Origin of the sequence: Geobacter sp. 60473, from assembly GCF_036323535.1 — a bacterium.
Lineage (GTDB): Bacteria > Desulfobacterota > Desulfuromonadia > Geobacterales > Geobacteraceae > Geobacter > Geobacter sulfurreducens.
The window spans coordinates 1,715,465-1,732,964 of record NZ_AP028967.1; the positions used below are offsets into that span (position 1 = coordinate 1,715,465).

Genomic DNA, 17,500 nt, shown 5'->3' on the forward strand with positions numbered 1-17,500 from the left:
TGGTGCCCTCGACACCGAAAACATCTCTTTAAATAAGCAGTTATAGCACAGCGGGCAAAACAGCGTCAAACGCTATCTCCCTCCAGCTCAATGACCCGGCGGACCGCGGCGAGGATGTCGGCACAGACCAGGACACCGTCAGGGACCCGGGGACACTCGTCATCACCGTACCCGGTGAGGACGAGCAGGGAGGTACAGCCCGCAGCCAGCCCCGCTTCCACGTCGGACATTTTGTCGCCTATCAGGTACGAACGGTCCAGATCAATGCCCATGTCCCGAGCGGCGTCGGTAAGCATCCCCGGCAGGGGCTTGCGGCAGGAGCACTCGATGCGGTAGGGGCCCACGCCGTGGTGGGGATGGTGGGGACAAAGGTAGTAGGCGTCGACGAAGGCACCATCCCTGGCCAGTTCGGCATCCATGAAACGATGGAGCCGGTGCACCGCCTCCTCGTCGTAGTATCCGCGGGCAACTCCCGACTGGTTGGTCACCACCACCACGACAAACCCGGCACCGTTGAGGAGCCGGATCGCCTCGGGAGCGCCGGGGATGAACTGGAATTCATGGGCCTGGTGGACATAGCCCTTTTCAACATTGATGGTGCCGTCCCGGTCGAGAAAAACAGCGCGCCTGCCACCCGTCACCGGTCACTCCTCGCCGTAGGCCTTCAGAATCTTCTCGATGATGTTCGTTGTGGAGCGGCCGTCCACGAAGGCCACCAGCTCCACCCGCCCTCCGTAGGATTCGACCACCTCGCGACCCACTACCCCGTCAAGGGTGTAGTCGCCTCCCTTGACCAGCACCGCCGGCCTGAGCGTCTCGATCAGGTTGAGCGGAGTGTCTTCATCGAAAACGACCACGTAATCGACACAGTCCAGGGCCGCCAGGATGTGGGCACGCTCCTCCTGGCCGATCAGGGGGCGCCTCTCGCCCTTGAGCCGCCGGATGGAGGCGTCGCTGTTGAGCCCCAGGATCAGCAGGTCGCCGAAGCTGCGGGCCTTCTGGAGGTACTTGACGTGCCCCACGTGCAGAAGGTCGAAACAGCCGTTGGTGAACACCACCCGCTTGCCCAGCGCCTTTTCCGCTGCGATGATGCCGGCGAGGACATCCAGGTTCTTGACCTTGGCGTCCCCCTCCCCGTGCTGGAACCCCAGCGATCCGACAATCTCGGCGGGAGACACCGTGGACGTGCCCACCTTCCCCACCGCCACGCCGGCCGCCACATTGGCCAACCGGGCCCCGTCGGCGAAACCGACCCCGCCGGCCAGGGCCATGCCGAGCACGGCCAGTACGGTATCGCCGGCTCCTGTCACGTCGAACACCTCGCGGGCATAGGTGGGGATATGCACCACCTGGCCGCCCCGCAGGAAGAGCGACATCCCCTCCTCGCTCCGGGTGATGACCAGAGCGGTCAGATCGGCCGTCTCCAGAAGGCGCTCACCGGCCCGGCAGAGGCTCTCATCGTCGCGGATGGCGACGCCGGAGGCCGCTTCCGCCTCCTTCCGGTTGGGGGTCAGAACCGTGGCACCCCGGTATTTCGTGTAGTCGCTCCCCTTGGGGTCAACCACGACGGGGATTTCGCGCTTGCGGGCAAAAGCAATCACCTCGGCCAGGAGCGTCGGGGTCAGGACCCCCTTGAGATAGTCCGACACGAGGATCACGTTGAAACGGTCGCCGTGGGCGTTCAGGTAGTCAACGATGCGCCGCTCGTTGTCCGGGCCGATCTCGTCCCGGGATTCCCGGTCAATCCGGACGATCTGCTGGTTGGAGGCCAGGACGCGGGTCTTTCGGCTGGTGGTGCGCGACGGGTCCTCCACGATGCCGGTCACGTCGACCCCTTTGCCGGAAAAGGCATGGAGAAGAATGGTGCCGTTCTCGTCCCCCCCCACCACGCTCGCAACGCTCACCCGGCAGCCAAGGGCCACCAGGTTGTTGGCCACGTTGCCGGCGCCGCCGATCCGGATCTCTTCCCGGGTGACGTCCACCACCTGCACCGGCGCCTCCGGGGAAATCCGCTCGGCCTTGCCCCACAGGTACTGGTCCAGCATCAGGTCACCGATAACCAGGGCGTTGATCGCCCCGGCATGGGCAAAAAGAGATTCGACGTTCTTGCGCTCCATGGCTCCCTACCCCCGTATCCGGTCCAGGATGCCCGCCGCCAGGAGCGGGATCATGATCTCGTGGTGGCCGGTGATGGTGTATCCCCGTCCCTTGCCCGACGTGGGGCGCTTCACCACGTTCTGCAGGGGCCGGTAGTGCTGCTGCATGTCGAAATTGGCGGTTGAGAAGTGATCCACGTGGTGCCCCAGGTTCTGGGCGATGGAGAGAGCCTTGAGGAAGACCTCGGGCAGGAGCACCGCGCTTCCCACGTTCAGGTAGACGCCGCCGTCACCCAGATCGGCCACTACGGAGGTAAGCAACCGGAAATCCCTGAAGGTGGCCTCGCCGATGACCGCGCCGTCCGCCTCGGGGTGCTGGTGGATGATGTCGGTGCCGACCGCCACGTGGACCGTCACCGGGATATCGCGCTCCACGCAGGTGGCCAGGAGACTCGACGTGCGGTAGGGATTATTGTTTTCGATGATAAACCGTCCCACGGACTCGCCGTAGCCCAGCCCCCGGGCGACACCCTCCCTGAGGGCCCGGTTGATGTGGCTGCCGGTTTCCTCGGCCATGCCGAAGGTGCCACAGTGGAGAACCGCTCCCACGTCCTCGCTCGTCTCGCCGATGAGTGACAACTCGTAGTCATGGATGGACCCGGCGCCGTTCAGGGCAACCGCCGTAATGACATCGGCCTCCACCAGCGCCTTCAGGACCGGCTGAAGACCGCACTTGATGACGTGGGCCCCCATGGCCAGGATGACCGGCTTCCCCTTCTCCCGTGCCGAGACCACGGCGCCGATGACCCCCTTGAGGGCCTCGGCCCCCAGTTGGTTCGGCAGGGACCGGAGCAGATCCGCCACGCTCATCCCCGGCGTGACCGGTCCGGCAAAATCGCGCCGGATGCTCACCTTGTTCTTCCGTTCGGCAAGGGGATAGGTGGTGACTCCGGAAAGGTCCACGGGACGGTATTTCATGGGAACAGCCTCTTTTCGACCAGGTCGCAGACGATGTGAATAATGGTTATGTGCCCCTCCTGGATGCGGGGGGTATCGGCACTCGGCACGGTGAGATCCAGGTCCACGACATCGCGGATGGAACCACCGTCCCGGCCCAGGAGTCCGATGGTGCGGCAGCCGCGTTCGCGGGCCAGGAGCAGGGCTTCCTGAACGTTGCGGGAGTTGCCGCTGGTAGAAATCCCCACCACCACATCCCCCTCGTCGGCCAGGGCTTCCACCTGGCGGCGGAATATGGCGTCGAACCCATAGTCGTTGCCGATGGCGGTGAGAATGGAGGTATCAGTGGTCAGCGCCACGGCCGGCAATCCCCGGCGCTCGAGCTTGAAACGCCCGACGATCTCCGCTGCGAAATGCTGGGCATCGGCGGCAGAACCGCCGTTCCCCATGACGAGGAGCTTGCGCCCCCCTGCCAGAGAATCGGCAAGGAGTTCCGCGACCGATGCGATGCGGCCTGCCAGCTCCCGTTCGAGCGCCTCCAGGACCTGTCGGCCGGCGCGCAGTTGTGCCGTAATGTCGTCTATCACAGGGCCACCTCCTTCCGCTCATCCCCCTTCCGGGTTCCGCCGGGAATTGTTACTGTAACGCAATCGGCCGGGGCTGTCACCGGATTTCCATTGGCGCCACGCCGATAAAACGCCTCTTCACGGGCACCTACCTCATTCTCGAACCAAGCGAAGGGGCGGCACGGCGGCATCTCCCCCGGCAGGTCCACACCGTCGATGCCCGCCACACAGACGGGATCGTTCCCCTCGGCCGCACAGCGGTCCACGATCCTGCGGAGGGCGGAGGGGGCGAAAAAGCGCGGCAGTTCCTCCACGACGATGCTGCGGTGCACGGAACCGAGCCCTGCGGCAGAAACCGTCCGCCTGAGCTTACAACCGATCGCCACGGTCAGGAGATGCCCCATGCGGGCCGCCCGCAGCAGCACGCTGAACCGGGTGCGTACCACCTCCGGATCCGCTGTCGACGGAAAATAGACAAGGTATGATGCCGCTTGTCCCCAGCGGGTAGCCACCGCTGCCGCGCTGGCGTCGACCAGTTCCCGGCGGCGGCCGGGGGAGCCGAGCAACACTTCGTCCCGGCAGACCACCGGAACCCCTTCGGCGGCAAAGGTCAGATACCCCTCGGCCAGGGCGCGGCGGGAATAATCCCGAAGGCACCAGACATCCCCGTCCAGTTCTTCGTCAAAGCCGCCCATGCGCTCGAACAGGGAACGACGGATCAGCATGGCCGCAAAGGAGCCGTGCGAGACCTCGGTCACCGTCACATCAGGCCTCCTCCTGCCGCGACGCGACGTGGCGGCATCCAGAACCAGACGGGGCACTGCGAGGCCGGTTTCGGACCGTGCCGTCGCCAGTTCCACCAGCGGCTCGAGCCAGCCGGGCGCCACAACGGTGGTATTGCGCACGATCACGACAAAGGGGGCTTCGGCCCTGGACAGGCCACGGTTCACCGCCGGAACAAATCCGCAGGTGATATCGTTCCGCAGGAGCAGGGCCCGTTCGCCGAGCCGTTCAGCGAACTCCTCGAGGAGTCGTTCGGTTTCCCGATCGCTGCCGTTGTCGATGAGGATGAGGCGAGCTTCCGGAGCGGACTCCACGAGTGACACGAGACAGCTGCGCGTCTCAACGGGACGGTTCCAGACGGGAACGAGTATGTCGACGGAAAAGGATGCCATCGGAATGCTGCCGTGTGACTGGATAGAGGGGATGACGGCACGGCCGCACATCGGGTGAGGTGCGGCCGTGCAAACGATGTTTATGCGTCCGGGGGGACGGCGTCCGGTCAGGAGCTCACGGCGACCCGGCGGAGCAGGTTCAGCTCGTCGAGAACCTTGCCGGAACCGAGAACGACACAGGAGAGAGGGTCGTCGGCGATGAAGACCGGCAGCCCCGTTTCTTCGCGCAGGAGCATGTCCAGATTACGCAGAAGGGCGCCGCCGCCGGCCAGAAAGATTCCCCGGTCGACGATATCGGCGGCAAGCTCGGGGGGAGTCCGCTCAAGACAGATCTTGACGGCGTCCACGATGGCGTTGACCGGTTCGGACAGGGCCTCGCGAATCTCGTCGGAATTGATCTCGGTGGTTTTGGGGATGCCGGAGACCAGGTCCCGTCCCTTGACCTCCATGGTCCGCATCTCACCGGCGGCGTAAGCCTCGCCGATCTCGATCTTGATGATCTCGGCCATGCGGTCGCCGATGAGGAGATTGTACTTGCGCTTGATATACTGGACAATGGCCTCGTCCATCTTGTCGCCGCCGACCCGTACCGACTTGGTGAGCACGATGCCTGCCAGGGAGATGACCGCCACCTCGGTGGTGCCGCCGCCGATATCGACGATCATGTTGCCGCTCGCCTCGGTGATGGGGAGGCCGGCGCCGATGGACGCCGCCATGGGCTCTTCGATCAGATAGACTTCACGGGCGCCGGCCGATTCGGCCGACTCCTTGACGGCCCGCTTCTCCACCTGGGTGATCCCCGAGGGAACGCAGATGACGATCCGGGGACGAACCAGGGTCTTGCGGTTGTGAACCTTGTGGATGAAGTAGCGGAGCATCTCCTCGGTGATGTCGAAATCGGCGATGACGCCGTCCTTCATGGGGCGGATGGCGGTGATGTTGCCCGGCGTGCGGCCGAGCATCTTCTTGGCTTCCATCCCCACCGCCAGCACCTTCTGCTGGCCCAGGTTGGTCTTCTGCACCGCCACGACGGACGGCTCGCGCACCACGATCCCCTTGCCCTTCAGGTAAACGAGGGTGTTGGCGGTGCCGAGGTCGATTGCCAGGTCATTGGAAAAAAGGCCGAAGAGGCTGTCGAATATTTTGAGCATGGACTCTGAATCCTTTCACGCATGCAAAGGGGGAATGACGTATTTTGAAGCGCTGAATCGTAGCAGAAACCCATCCAGCGTGCAAGGGGGAAAAGCGCCGGATAGTGTAATCATGTTGCGTTCCCATAGGCACTTATAGTAGTATTCGGACCCGTCGTTTCCACGGCGCATCCGAATCCATCCGGCACAAAGGAGTCCCCGCCAATGCTCGGCATCATGAGGAAGTACAAGCAGTCCCCCGTCATCAAGGTGGTCTTCGGCGTCATTGTTCTCTCCTTCATCGGAACCATCTTCCTGGTCTGGGGCAAGGGAGAAGGCAAGCTGACTCCTTCCAGCTACGCCGTCAAGGTCGACAGGACCAAAATCAGCTACGAGGAATTCCAGCGGACCTACTACCGGCTGCGCGACATTTATGTCCAGCTCTACGGTCCCGCCCTCACCCCCGACCTGGAAAAGCAGCTCAACGTCAAGAAGCAGGCCCTCGACACCCTCGTCGAAGGTGCGCTCGTTCGCAACGCCGCCCGGGATATGGGAATCAAGGTCAGCAAGGATGACGTTCAGCAGGCCATCGCCGCCATGCCCTCGTTCCAGGTGAACGGAGCCTTCAGCTTCAACCAGTACGTACAAGTCCTCAAGGCCAACAGGATTGCGCCCAAGGAGTTTGAAGCGGGGCAGAAGGAAGAGCTGATGATCAAGAAGGCCCAGGACCAGATCAAATCCCGGGCCACGGTGAGCGACGACGAGGCGCGCGAGCTTTTCCGCAAGCGCAACGACCGGCTCGCGCTTTCCTACGTTTCGTACTCCCCCGACGATGTGAAGGCGGAGATCAAGCTCTCCGACCAGGAAATCACCGATTTCCTCGCCAAGAACCAGAACGACTTCAAGACCCCGGAGAAAATCAGCATCACCTACGTAATGGTCGACCCTGTTAAAATGGGCGGCCTTGAGGTGAATGAAGCAGATATCCAGGCCTGGTACCAGAAGAACATCGACCGCTACCAGGGTCCCGCAGGCATCCTTCCGCTGGCCGAGGTCAAGGAAAAGGTCCGGGAGGACGCCCGGCGCTTCAAGGCCGGTCAGCATGCCTACGAACTGGCCGCCGCCGCTATCAACAAGAGCAAGGCAACCGGCGACATCGGCGCCGTGGCCCGGGCCCTGGGCGCCAAGACGGAAGAGACCGCCCTGTTCACGGCCCAGCAGCCCGCACCCGCCCTGGCCGGCGAAACAGAGCTGATCCGCCGGGCCTTCATCCTCAAGGAGGGCGAACTGGGTGGCCCTGTGGAAACGAAAAAGGGAATCTACCTGATCAAGATCAAGGAGCGCAAACCCGCCGAAGTGCCGCCCCTGGCCCAGATTCGCGCCCAGGTCGAAGAGAAGGCCAAGACAGCGAAGGCAGTGGATCTGGCGAAGAAGAAAGCCGAAGAGGCCCAGGCAAAGCTGGCCAAGGGTGATTCGGCCGGGCTCACGCTCCGGGATTCCGGTCCCTTCGCCTTCGACGCCAAGGGCAGCGTCCCCACGGTGGGCGTGTCGCCGGAACTCATGGAAGCAGCCTTCAAACTCACCACCGCGGCGCCGGCCTCCAAGGAGCCGATCCGGGTGGGCGCCCGCTGGATTGCCTTCCGCCTCAAGGAACGCACCGAGCTGAACGCCGCCAACTTTGCGGCGCAAAAGGAAAAGATCAAGCAGGAGATCCTGCCGCGCAAGCAGGACGACGAATACCGCAAATGGATCGAAGAGCTTCGGAGCAAGGCGAAGATCGAGATCAACCCCGCCCTCAAGGACATCTGACCATTAACAAGAGGAGATTCAAGCCATGGCAGAACTGGTGCTCAAGACCGATTTCCCCGACCTGAAACTTGCCGGCCGCGGTAAGGTACGCGACATTTACGATCTGGGCGACGCGCTGCTCATCGTCACCACCGACCGGATCTCGGCCTTCGACGTCATCATGAACGAGGCGATTCCCGACAAGGGGTACGTCCTCACCCAGATCTCCACATTCTGGTTCCGCCAGATGGAGGACATCATCCCCAACCACATCATCTCCACCGACGTGAAGGACTTCCCGGCCGAGTGCCAGAAGTACGCGGCCCAGCTCGAAGGCCGCTCCATGCTGGTCAAGAAGGCCAAGCCCCTGCCGGTGGAATGCATCGTGCGCGGCTACATCTCCGGCTCCGGCTGGAAGGACTACAAGGCCACCGGCGCCATCTGCGGCATCACGCTCCCGGCCGGCCTCGTGGAGTCCGACAAGCTGGAGGAGCCCATCTTCACCCCCTCCACCAAGGCGGAACTGGGGGAGCATGACGAGAACATCTCCTTTGACAGGTGCGTGGAGCTGATCGGGCGTGAACTGGCCGAAAAGATCCGCGACGTCACCATCGCCATCTACAAGCGGGCCCGGGACATCGCCGACACCAAAGGAATCATCATCGCCGACACCAAGTTCGAGTACGGCATCTACAACGGCGAACTGATCATCATCGACGAGTGCATGACCCCGGACTCCTCCCGCTTCTGGCCCAAGGACAGCTACAAGCCGGGCGGCGCCCAGCCCTCCTTTGACAAGCAGTTCCTGCGGGACTACCTGGAGACCCTCGACTGGGGCAAAACCGCGCCGGCGCCGCCCCTGCCCGAGGAAATCATCCGCAAGACCGGCGAGAAGTACATGGAAGCCCTGGTCCGCCTCACCGGAAAAGGCAAGTAACCCGCCCTCTTCCACCAGATCAAAAACACGAAACCCCGGCCGCTACGGTCGGGGTTTCGTGTTTTCCGGCTCGGGATGTAAGGGGACGAAGAGTCAGCCGGCGGCCGGGGCCGAACCGGCCAGCGATTCCAGGACGGCCTCCAGGGTCTCTCCCCCCGTTGTCAGGTAGAGGGTGCCGTCGGTAACGGTCAGCTCCCAGGAGATGTTCCGTTCCAGGCCGGCTGCAAGTTGGGCGACCACGGCATACTCTATCCCCTGGACGGTCAGGTTGGGGACTGCGTCGAATCGGGCAAGATACTGTGCATCCCAGCGGAACCTGTTCGGGCCGCAGGCCAGGAGAACGACCCGCTCCGCATGGCGGCACGCTTTCAGCAGCCGCTCCGGGTCCGGCGTACCAACCTCGACCCAGAGCGTCACCCGGCCGTCGGGCCCCTTGCACCACAGGTCGGGCTCGTCTCCCGCGCAGATCCCCTTGGTGAAGGTCAGTTCAGGCTCGTACCAGAGAGCAAAGGCAAGCAGCCTCAAGACTACCCGCTCCGCCGTCTCGGATGGATGCCGGGCAAGGGTGGTCTGCAAGGTTTCGTAGATGCCGCGGTCCACGTGCGAAAGCTGGATGACGGCGCGATGAACAGTGGATGGCAGGGCCATGGCGAGATGCTCCTTGGGGTCCGGCGAGTTCAGCAGGCCGCCTGGTGCAGCTGCTGCGACTTTTCGAGATAGTAGCCGTAATTTCCTTCGTAGATCCGCATTTCGCCGTGGTCGATCTCAAACACCCGGTCCACCAGCAGCCGGAGGAAGTGACGATCGTGGCTCACCAGCACCACGGTGCCGGTGAAGTGTTGCAGCGCATCGAGCAGAATCTCCCGCGAACGGATATCCAGGTGGTTGGTGGGCTCGTCCAGCACCAGGAAATTGAGGGGCCGGGCCAGGAGCGTGGCCAGCACCACCCTGCTCTTCTCGCCGCCGGAGAGGTTTTCGATCCGCTTGTCCACCGCGTCGCCCGAGAAAAGGAAGGCTCCCAGCAGATTGCGGATCACGCCGATGGTCGCCAGGGGCATGGCGTCCTGCACGGTCTCGAACACGGTCTTTTTCGGGTCGAGCAGTTCCATGGCGTGCTGGCTGAAGTAGCCCAGGGACACATTGGCGCCCAGGGCCACGCTGCCGTCGGTGGGTTCGGTCCGGCCGGCCAGGACCTTGAGGAAGGTGGACTTGCCGGCGCCATTGACCCCCACCACGGCGATCTTGTTCTGGCGGCGGATCACGCCGGACACGCCGCTGAAGACCGATTTGTCGCCGCCTCCCGGCAGGCTCCAGCTCTTGGCGAGCCCGTGGAACACGGCCACGTCGTCGCCGCTGCGGGGGGGCTCGTTGAACTCGAAACGGATCACCCGCTCCTCGGGCGGGATCTCGATCCGGTCGATCTTTTCCAGCTTCTTCACCCGTGACTGGACCTGGGCCGCATGGGAGGCCCGGGCAGCGAAGCGGGCGATGAACTCCTCTTCCTTGGCCAGCATCTCCTGCTGGCGCTTGTGGCTGGCCAGCAGCTGCTCGCGGCGGATGTCCCGCTCCCGCTCGTAGAAATCGTAGTTGCCGCCGTAGGTGGTGACGGTCTTGTCCGCCACCTCGATGATGCGCGTCACGATCCGGTTCATGAAGTCCCGGTCGTGGCTCGTCATGAGCAGCGCCCCCGTGAACTCCCCGGCCAGCCACTCCTCCAGCCAGATGATCGACTCCACGTCCAGGTGGTTGGTGGGCTCGTCCAGAAGCAGCACATCGGGCTGCAGGGTCAGGATGCCGGCCAGGGCGATGCGCATCTTCCAGCCGCCGCTGAAGGATTCCACCGGGTGGTCGTAGCGGTCCGGACCGATGCCGAGCCCGGTCAGGATCGTCCGCGCCCGGGTGTCCAGGTCGTAACCGCCCCGGTGCTCGAACTCCTCCATGGCGGTGCCGTACCGCTCCAGCAGGGCCGCCATGGCATCATCGTCCATGGGCTCGGCCATGGCCGCTTCCATCGCCTTCAGCTCGGCCGCCAGGCGCACGGTGTCGGCCGAGACCGCCATGACCTCCTCCAGAGCCGTGCGGCCGGCCATCTCCCCCACGTCCTGCGAAAAATAGCCAATGGAGGTCCGCTTGGCGCAGGTTATCTCGCCGGCGTCAACCTCCTCCTCGCCGGTGATGATCCGGAAGATGGTCGTCTTGCCGGCGCCGTTGGGGCCCACCAGGCCGGTGCGGCTGCCGGGGAGGATCTGAAAGCTTGCGTCGCGGAACAGAAGCTGGTTGCCGTGTTGTTTGGTGATGTTCGAAAGATGGATCATTGCCGCTCCTGCCGGAAAAGTGAAGTGCTTCACCTATCACGACCGGCACGGGGTGACAACTGTTTTTTGAGGGCGAACGGGACGCATGGAGCGGCGATCCGGTCACGGACAGCCGCTCCGTGCCGATTTATTGCCGGTCGGGTGCGTTGCAGCGTTTACCGGGACGGCTGCCCGGTGGCAGGCTCTGGCACAGGCTCCTCGTGAGCGGTGGTATGCACCCTGACCGGGGCAGTTTCGGGGATTCAACCGTGGCCACGGTCTCCACTCACACAATCGCTCAGCAGCAAATTTCTTTTATCGAGAGCTCCCACGAAGCAATCCACAAGCGCGGGATCAAGTGCATTTCCCTTCATCGAGAGGAGGATTTCAACGCCTTTTTGCAAACTATAGGCTCGACGATAGGGCCTTTCGGTCGTCAGCGCATCATAAACATCGGCAACGGCGACGATCCGTGCCGCCACGGGAATCGCCTCTCCGGCGAGCCCATGGGGATAGCCTTCTCCGTCAAAGCGTTCATGGTGATAAAGCACGATATCCACGACTGCCGTGGGCAGCTGTGCCTGTCTGGCCATGTCAGCACCCATTACAGGATGCTTCTTGATGGTGTCGAACTCGCGTGCCGCCACAGGACCGCCGAAGTTGAGAATAGCCTCGGGCACCCCGATCTTGCCGCAGTCGTGAAGCCAGCTGCCATAACGGAGGTCCTTGCGCATCTGCGGCGAAAGCCGCAGTTCATCGGCAATCATCAGGGCGTAGGAGGCAACCCTGCCGCAGTGGCCCCGGGTGTAGGGATCCTTCAACTCGATGGTCTGGGCAAGGCCCTGAACAACCGTCTCGTCCTCACGGGCAAGGGTGGATAGTGTCAGATAGCGGTGTATTGACTGCTCCACCATCGTCACCAGCTCATCGTTATCCCACGGCTTGACCACGAACCGGTACACCTCGCCGCGGTTGATCGCCTCAAGGGCGGAGGGAAGGTCGGTATAGGACGTCATCAGGATATTGACCGTCTTAGGGGCAATGTTTTTCAGCCGGCTGAAAAACTCCACGCCCCGCATTCCGGGCATCATGTTGTCTGCCACGACCACTGCAATCTCGTGCCGCTCGAAGAGCGGCAGTGCCTCGACCGCACTCCCGGCCCGCAACACGTCCATTCCCGTGTCGGCAAAAAGCCGTACCAGAGATTTAAGGATATGCTCTTCATCATCAACGAACAGGATACTAACACTCATGTACACCCCTCCATTCGGATACCAGCCCCCCACCCTCATCCTCTCCCATTGCCAGAGTTCGGAGTCGGAACCAGTCACAGCGATAGTATTTCACGACAACCTCATCAATGGGTTCGCCCCAGACGGCAGCAATCACGCCGGGGGCCGAACGTGACCGGAGACATCCCGATTTGAAATCACCCCTACCATAACGTATCGGATAATCGCGCATAATCCTGTGCGCGGAACCATCGGGAAATTCCTGATAAGGCCTTCCGAAACCCCTGACTGACTATCGTATTCCCCGAAAAAAATCCCCCATACCGTCCGAAGGCGGTATCGGGGATGCACGGAGACTGCGCGGTATGGTCGAAGCGCCGGGCAATAAAATCAGCAGGTTCCCGAAATTTTCCCGCCGCTGCGCAGGGCCCGTCGCGGCAGTCGAGCTGCCATGGCATGGCCTGCACATTTGTTTGAACACCGTGCGGACACGCTGGCACGACACAACAAAAAAGGGACCGGATTCGCAATCCGGTCCCTGAGCTGTAGCCAAAGACACCTGCCCTCTCCCCCTTCGCACCGCAACGGCGACGCGTGCAGAGGGGCAACAGACTATCCGGCCATTACACCCTGCACCCCGTACCCCCGCCCGGACGCCCTGCCGGCGCCGCATCCGGTCACCTGCCGGTAGTATGCATCGTGGCGCGGGGAGGAGAGGATGGTGCGGATGGTGCCGTCGACCCGCCGGCGCGAGACATAGAGCTGATAGATGTATCCCGACATCTTCGTATCGCCGATGATGATGTAACCGTTGATCATGCCGTCCTTCAGGTAGACCCGGCGCCAGACATCGCCCCGCTGCCAGGTGACCGGCTCGCCCGTGAAGCTGCCCGCCGAGACGATGGGGAAGTCGATGTGCTTCTTGAGCACGTTCGTGTTGACCGAGCCGGCGTAGCTGCCGTCGCCGTGCAACAGGTGCCGCGCGGCGGTGCGGGCCTGGCGCATGGCGTTGGGATAGGTGGCATAAACCCCGGCCTCGCCGGTGACCGCGTGGGGGGTGACGGCCACGTCCCCGGCGGCGTAGATGCCCGCTTCCGCCAGCATCTGACGGTCGGAGGGAACCCCTTTGTCGTCGCCGCGCAGGGGCTCCGAGTTGGGGGAGACGCCGATTGCCACGATCAGCAGCTTCGTCTCCCTGGTGGTGCCGTCGGAGAAACGGACCGCTGAGAGCTCTCCCCCCGTGGCCACGATGTCGGCCACCGTGGTCCTGAGCCGGATGTCCATACCGGTCTTTTCCGCCAGTTTCCCGGTGGCGAACTGCCCTCCCTCTTCGTCCGTCATCTGGGACAGGACCCGGGTATTGCGGTGGACCAGGGTGATCTTCAGCCCGCGGTGCCACAGGGCCAGGGCCGCGTCAACCCCGATGAAGCCGCCGCCGAACACGACCGCCTCGCTCACGTTGTGCTCACGGATGTAACGGTCGATGGCAACCATGTCCGACAGGGTCTTGAAACCGAAGACGCCCCGGGTGTCGAGCCAGTCGGGCCGGGGATACCAGCTGCGGGCCCCGGCGGCGTAGAAAAGGCGGTCGTACCGTTCGCTCCGTCCCGTCACGGTCCGCACCAGCCGCCGGTCCGCATCCACTTCCACCACCGGATCGGCCAGGCGCGGCGTCACGCGGTAGCGGCCGTAGAAGTCGCTCCCCTTCCAGTAAACGGTTTCCAGCGGCTCACCGGCCAGGTAAAAGGGGATGACGCAGGGGGAATAGGGCGCAAATTCCTCGTCGCCGCACATGACGATCTCGCCCGCGAATCCATCGAGCCTGAGCCGCTCGACAAACTCGGCGGCCGCCATTCCCGTCCCCACGGTTACCACCTTCATCACTCACCTCCGCGGCGCCGGGCAAACTCTTTCCGGCGCATCTCCCGCAGCAGTTCGAGGCCGGGCGGCAGCCCTTCCCTGCCGAGGAGGTAGTGCCGCAGGCTTTTGGCGGCCCGTTCGGTGCGGGCGGCCCCGTACTCGGCAAAGACGAGGGCGCCGGAATGGCAGGCCTCGACACAGGCCGGGGTCCCCCCCTCCCTGACCCGGGGGGTGCACAGGTCGCACTTGTGGGCCACGTCCCGGCCGTAGTCGGAGCGGTGAGTGGCCTTGAAGGAAATGGCATCGAAGGGGCAGACCATGGCGCACATCGCGCAGGCCTTGCAACGCGCCGGGTCCAGGATGACTGCGCCGTTTTCCGGGTCCCGGCCCAGGGCGCCCGAGGGACAGGCATCGAGGCACTCGGCCGGGTCGCAGTGCCGGCAGGAGAGCGGAAATGCCTCCTCGTCGATGCCGAGCACCCGGACATTCACTTCGGTCCGGTCGTCGCCGAGGGCAGCCAGGAGAGAGCCGCCGGGATGGTGCCGCACGGCGCAGGCGGTTTCGCAGGCTTTGCAGGCGAGGCACTTCTTGTAATCGACGAATATCCGTTTCATTGCAGGGTCTCCCTCGTCAATGGGCATGGTGATGGGCGTGGTCGCGGGGGGAGGCGCAGGGGCACGGCGGGGAGCAGAGCAGGGATGCCAGGCGGGTCACTGCCGCCGTGTAGCCGCTGTGCCGGTCGGCCATGATCCGCGCCACGTGGGGGTCAAGGGTCTGCAGGAGCGGTTCCGCCGGCAGTTGTACCACCCTGTCGAAGATATCCGGCAGGTTCTGCCCGGTCTCCCGCTGGAACCGCTCCAGCCGGAGGTCGTCGCCGGTGACCCGGTTCACGGCCAGGTGGACCAGCCCGATGCCGGACTCGCGGGCCAGGGCGGCGGACTGGAGGGCGACGCTCAGGGCGTTGAAGGAGGAATCCGCCACTACCACGCACTGGCCGAACCCCTTGGCCAGGGAGCGGCCGAAGTGCTCCATCCCTGCCTGGGTATCGAGCAGGATCGCCTCGTTCATCCGCAGGGCCAGGTGCCGGATCGTGGCGTCGAGGAGCACGTTCTCGGCGCAGAGGCAACCACCCCCCGCCTGTTTCACGGTACCCATCACCAGCAGGCTCAGGTTCTCGGCCACCTTCAGCCCGAGCCGGCTCACCACATCATCCACGTCGGGGTTGAGCTTGAAGAGCGCGCCCCACCCGTTCCGGCCGGGCCTGATCCCGGTCTTTTCCTCGATGTAGTCGGCGTGCCGGTTCAGGGGTACGATGCCGGCCGCCGCCTCGTACGGGACGCCGAGGGCGTTGGGCAGGTTCATCTGGGGGTCCTCATCCACGGCGAGGACATGGGTTCCGGCCCCGGCCAGTACGGTGGCGAGGCACGAGGTGAGGGTGGTCTTCCCCACCCCCCCCTTTCCGGTGATCACGACGCGCATTCCGGGCGACTGCGGCTGGCACATGGCGAATCTCCTCCCTGTCAGATCCCGATGGCGGCGCGCCGCTCCATGATGATCTGCTCCATCCGGTCGGCCGTGGCCTTCGGGTCTTCCTCCACGAAGAACCACCCGCCCAGGACGTCCTTGGCGTCACTGGTGAGGATCTTCGTGACTTCCGGGCCGCCCAGGATGGGCGGCAGCGGCCACAGGTGCACGGGAATGCCCGAGCCCACGAAATAGGTGCCGATGGCGACCGCCTTCTCCGTGGTCCATTCGGGCGCTGACCCGACCAGGGGCAGATCGGAGATGTCCACCTGCAGGTGATCCGCCAGGGCCCCGGCAAGGTTGAGCATCCGCGAGCAGTCGACACAGGAGCCCATATGGAGGACCGGCGGAATCCCCAACTGGCCGCACACCGCCTGGAGCCCCGGTCCGGCCAGCTCGCGGGCGGGCAGGTCCATGAGCCCCGACTTTGCCGCGGCAATGGCCCAGCAGCCGGTGCCGATCACGAGGATGTCGCGCTTGATCAGCTCCTCGGTCAGGGTGCGGTGGAAGAAATCTTGCTGCACCTTCACGTTGTTGCAGCCGACGATGCCGGCAACCCCCTTGATGGTCCCCGTGACGATCAGGTCAATCAGGGGCTGGAGCGTTCCGCCGAGCGCCTTGAGGATCTCCTCCACGGTGAAACCGACGATGGCGGTGCTGGTGTGCTGCGGGATGTAGACCCGGGCCTTGTTGCGGTTCGGGAAGGCATCGATGGCGGTCTTGATGATGCGGGTGGCGATGGCGTCGGCCTCGTGCTCTTCGAACTGGATGTGGAGCGCGCCGGGGATCTTGGCCTGTTCGCTCGTGGTGACGAACTTGGTGTGGAAGCAGGAGGCGAGATCGGCCAGGGCCGGGTAGATGCACTGCACGTCCACCACCATGGCATCGACGGCGCCGGTCATGATGGCCAGTTCGCTGTGGGACTCGTTCCCCGCCATGCCGACCCCCTGGCGCAGCAGCACCTCGTTGCCGGTGCAGCAGAGCCCCACCACGTTGACCCGCTTGGCCCCCACGGCCTCGGCCGCGGCGCGACATTCGGGGGACTGGGCCATCTCCACCACCTTGGCCGACAGGATGGGCTCGTGGCCGTGGACCACCACGTTGACGCTCTCCGCCTCCAGCACGCCGAGATTGGCCTTCACCGGCCTGATGATGGGCGAGCCGAGCAGGATGTCCTGCAGCTCGGTGGCGATCAGGGAGCCCCCCCAGCCGTCGGAAAGGGAGCAGCGGACAGATTGGGCCACCAGGGAAAGGGGATCGTGGTCGCAGCCGAAGTGGGTGCGGTGCAGGATGTCAACGGCCTCCCGGTCGATGGCCCGCGGCAGGAACCCGGTCTTCGCGCCCGTGGTGCGGTAGAGGGTCTCCTCCAGCTCCCGCAGGCGCTGGAACCGCTTCTTGGGCATGTACTTCTCCATGAAGACGATGGGCTCTTCCCCCTGGTTGCCGAAACAGTCGATGGCCACCGCTGCCACGTCGCCGGCTATCTCGGCGGTCGACCGGCCGGCCGTGGGGATGCCCAGGCGCTCCGCCACCGCCGTGAGCTTGTCCGGGTCGGCAATGTGGTAGTCGGTGTTGCTGCCGTTGGCCACCGCCTTGAGGAGCAGCGCCACCTTCCGGCCGTGATCGGAGTGGGAGGAGGAACCAACCGCGGCCATCCGGGCCAGGTTGCGCGCCACCATGGTGTCGGCGGTGGCCCCGCAGACCCCGCGGGTGGGGCCGTCGCCAAAGGGGTCGATCCGGCACGGTCCCATGGAGCAGATCCGGCAGCAGGTGCCGAGCTGGCCGTAGCTGCATTGGGGCTGCTGCTGTTCGTAACGCTCCCAGATGGTTGCGTATCCCTCCCGGTCGGCGATACGCAGCATCTCCTTCGCGGCCGGATCGATACTGCGGCTGTCATGACCGTTGCGTGCCTGGTCCATATGCTCCTCCCTCGCGTTGTGC

At 64.3% G+C, this 17,500-nt stretch carries 15 protein-coding genes; 2 read left to right on the forward strand and 13 right to left on the reverse strand.

Annotated features, from left to right (window positions below):
* Positions 1-65 precede the first annotated feature (65 nt).
* From gmhB to AABA48_RS07825, 6 genes are all read right to left on the reverse strand, one after another.
* The gene (gmhB, locus tag AABA48_RS07800) at positions 66-641 is read right to left on the reverse strand and encodes a D-glycero-beta-D-manno-heptose 1,7-bisphosphate 7-phosphatase (protein ID WP_214302463.1); all 576 of its coding nucleotides are present in this window, start codon (positions 639-641) and stop codon (positions 66-68) included.
* A 3-nt stretch (positions 642-644) separates the two neighbouring features.
* Positions 645-2,117 (reverse strand): D-glycero-beta-D-manno-heptose-7-phosphate kinase, encoded by a 1,473-nt coding sequence (gene rfaE1, locus AABA48_RS07805; protein ID WP_014551743.1) that lies wholly within the window; start codon positions 2,115-2,117, stop codon positions 645-647.
* Between the two features lie 6 nt (positions 2,118-2,123).
* A complete protein-coding gene (locus AABA48_RS07810; RefSeq protein WP_286352275.1) occupies positions 2,124-3,074 on the reverse strand; it encodes a hypothetical protein in 951 nt (316 codons plus the stop codon).
* Complete coding sequence (gene gmhA, locus AABA48_RS07815) at positions 3,071-3,640, reverse strand: D-sedoheptulose 7-phosphate isomerase (protein ID WP_338271262.1); 570 nt, start codon at positions 3,638-3,640, stop codon at positions 3,071-3,073. Before gmhA ends, AABA48_RS07810 begins: the two co-directional genes overlap by 4 nt.
* On the reverse strand, positions 3,637-4,794 hold the full coding sequence (locus tag AABA48_RS07820) for a glycosyltransferase family 2 protein (RefSeq protein WP_338271263.1): 1,158 nt from the start codon (positions 4,792-4,794) through the stop codon (positions 3,637-3,639). The genes gmhA and AABA48_RS07820 overlap by 4 nt, the downstream gene beginning before the upstream one ends.
* A 107-nt stretch (positions 4,795-4,901) precedes the next feature.
* Positions 4,902-5,945 carry a rod shape-determining protein gene (locus AABA48_RS07825; protein WP_286352273.1) on the reverse strand — a complete coding sequence of 348 codons (1,044 nt, stop codon included), beginning with the start codon at positions 5,943-5,945 and terminating at the stop codon, positions 4,902-4,904.
* 204 nt (positions 5,946-6,149) lie between these two features.
* Between AABA48_RS07825 and AABA48_RS07830 the strand changes: the two genes are divergently transcribed.
* Both AABA48_RS07830 and AABA48_RS07835 read left to right on the forward strand, forming a co-directional pair.
* The gene (locus AABA48_RS07830; RefSeq protein ID WP_338271264.1) at positions 6,150-7,733 is read left to right on the forward strand and encodes a SurA N-terminal domain-containing protein; all 1,584 of its coding nucleotides are present in this window, start codon (positions 6,150-6,152) and stop codon (positions 7,731-7,733) included.
* Positions 7,734-7,758: 25 nt separating this feature from the next.
* Complete coding sequence (locus AABA48_RS07835) at positions 7,759-8,649, forward strand: phosphoribosylaminoimidazolesuccinocarboxamide synthase (RefSeq protein ID WP_039643943.1); 891 nt, start codon at positions 7,759-7,761, stop codon at positions 8,647-8,649.
* Between the two features lie 93 nt (positions 8,650-8,742).
* On the opposite strand, the gene AABA48_RS07840 is transcribed toward AABA48_RS07835, so the two are convergent.
* The 7 genes from AABA48_RS07840 to cooS all read right to left on the reverse strand — a co-directional run bounded on the left by AABA48_RS07840 (position 8,743) and on the right by cooS (position 17,478).
* Positions 8,743-9,297: a YaeQ family protein gene (locus AABA48_RS07840; protein WP_286352270.1), complete on the reverse strand. Its 555-nt coding sequence runs from the start codon at positions 9,295-9,297 to the stop codon at positions 8,743-8,745.
* Between the two features lie 29 nt (positions 9,298-9,326).
* Complete coding sequence (locus AABA48_RS07845; protein ID WP_286352269.1) at positions 9,327-10,964, reverse strand: ABC-F family ATP-binding cassette domain-containing protein; 1,638 nt, start codon at positions 10,962-10,964, stop codon at positions 9,327-9,329.
* A 242-nt stretch (positions 10,965-11,206) separates the two neighbouring features.
* Positions 11,207-12,196, reverse strand: a complete 990-nt coding sequence (locus AABA48_RS07850) for an HD domain-containing phosphohydrolase (RefSeq protein ID WP_286352268.1) — start codon at positions 12,194-12,196, stop codon at positions 11,207-11,209.
* 591 nt (positions 12,197-12,787) lie between these two features.
* Positions 12,788-14,056, reverse strand: a complete 1,269-nt coding sequence (locus AABA48_RS07855) for an NAD(P)/FAD-dependent oxidoreductase (protein ID WP_338271265.1) — start codon at positions 14,054-14,056, stop codon at positions 12,788-12,790.
* Positions 14,056-14,649: a 4Fe-4S dicluster domain-containing protein gene (locus tag AABA48_RS07860; RefSeq protein WP_338271266.1), complete on the reverse strand. Its 594-nt coding sequence runs from the start codon at positions 14,647-14,649 to the stop codon at positions 14,056-14,058. Before AABA48_RS07860 ends, AABA48_RS07855 begins: the two co-directional genes overlap by 1 nt.
* 16 nt (positions 14,650-14,665) lie before the next feature.
* Positions 14,666-15,538, reverse strand: a complete 873-nt coding sequence (locus tag AABA48_RS07865) for an ATP-binding protein (protein ID WP_324311469.1) — start codon at positions 15,536-15,538, stop codon at positions 14,666-14,668.
* A gap of 17 nt (positions 15,539-15,555) precedes the next feature.
* Positions 15,556-17,478 carry an anaerobic carbon-monoxide dehydrogenase catalytic subunit gene (gene cooS / locus AABA48_RS07870; protein ID WP_338271267.1) on the reverse strand — a complete coding sequence of 641 codons (1,923 nt, stop codon included), beginning with the start codon at positions 17,476-17,478 and terminating at the stop codon, positions 15,556-15,558.
* Between the last annotated feature and the right edge of the window lie 22 nt (positions 17,479-17,500).

What these genes read in the sequence shown, in the direction of transcription:
- rfaE1 (WP_014551743.1), bottom strand. Translation starts at nt 2,117, where the DNA reads ATGGAGCGCAAGAACGTCGAATCTCTTTTTGCCCATGCCGGGGCGATC.
- AABA48_RS07810 (WP_286352275.1), bottom strand. Translation starts at nt 3,074, where the DNA reads ATGAAATACCGTCCCGTGGACCTTTCCGGAGTCACCACCTATCCCCTT.
- AABA48_RS07820 (WP_338271263.1), bottom strand. Translation starts at nt 4,794, where the DNA reads ATGGCATCCTTTTCCGTCGACATACTCGTTCCCGTCTGGAACCGTCCC.
- AABA48_RS07825 (WP_286352273.1), bottom strand. Translation starts at nt 5,945, where the DNA reads ATGCTCAAAATATTCGACAGCCTCTTCGGCCTTTTTTCCAATGACCTG.
- AABA48_RS07830 (WP_338271264.1), top strand. Translation starts at nt 6,150, where the DNA reads ATGCTCGGCATCATGAGGAAGTACAAGCAGTCCCCCGTCATCAAGGTG.
- AABA48_RS07835 (WP_039643943.1), top strand. Translation starts at nt 7,759, where the DNA reads ATGGCAGAACTGGTGCTCAAGACCGATTTCCCCGACCTGAAACTTGCC.
- AABA48_RS07840 (WP_286352270.1), bottom strand. Translation starts at nt 9,297, where the DNA reads ATGGCCCTGCCATCCACTGTTCATCGCGCCGTCATCCAGCTTTCGCAC.
- AABA48_RS07845 (WP_286352269.1), bottom strand. Translation starts at nt 10,964, where the DNA reads ATGATCCATCTTTCGAACATCACCAAACAACACGGCAACCAGCTTCTG.
- AABA48_RS07850 (WP_286352268.1), bottom strand. Translation starts at nt 12,196, where the DNA reads ATGAGTGTTAGTATCCTGTTCGTTGATGATGAAGAGCATATCCTTAAA.
- AABA48_RS07855 (WP_338271265.1), bottom strand. Translation starts at nt 14,056, where the DNA reads ATGAAGGTGGTAACCGTGGGGACGGGAATGGCGGCCGCCGAGTTTGTC.
- AABA48_RS07860 (WP_338271266.1), bottom strand. Translation starts at nt 14,649, where the DNA reads ATGAAACGGATATTCGTCGATTACAAGAAGTGCCTCGCCTGCAAAGCC.
- AABA48_RS07865 (WP_324311469.1), bottom strand. Translation starts at nt 15,538, where the DNA reads ATGTGCCAGCCGCAGTCGCCCGGAATGCGCGTCGTGATCACCGGAAAG.
- cooS (WP_338271267.1), bottom strand. Translation starts at nt 17,478, where the DNA reads ATGGACCAGGCACGCAACGGTCATGACAGCCGCAGTATCGATCCGGCC.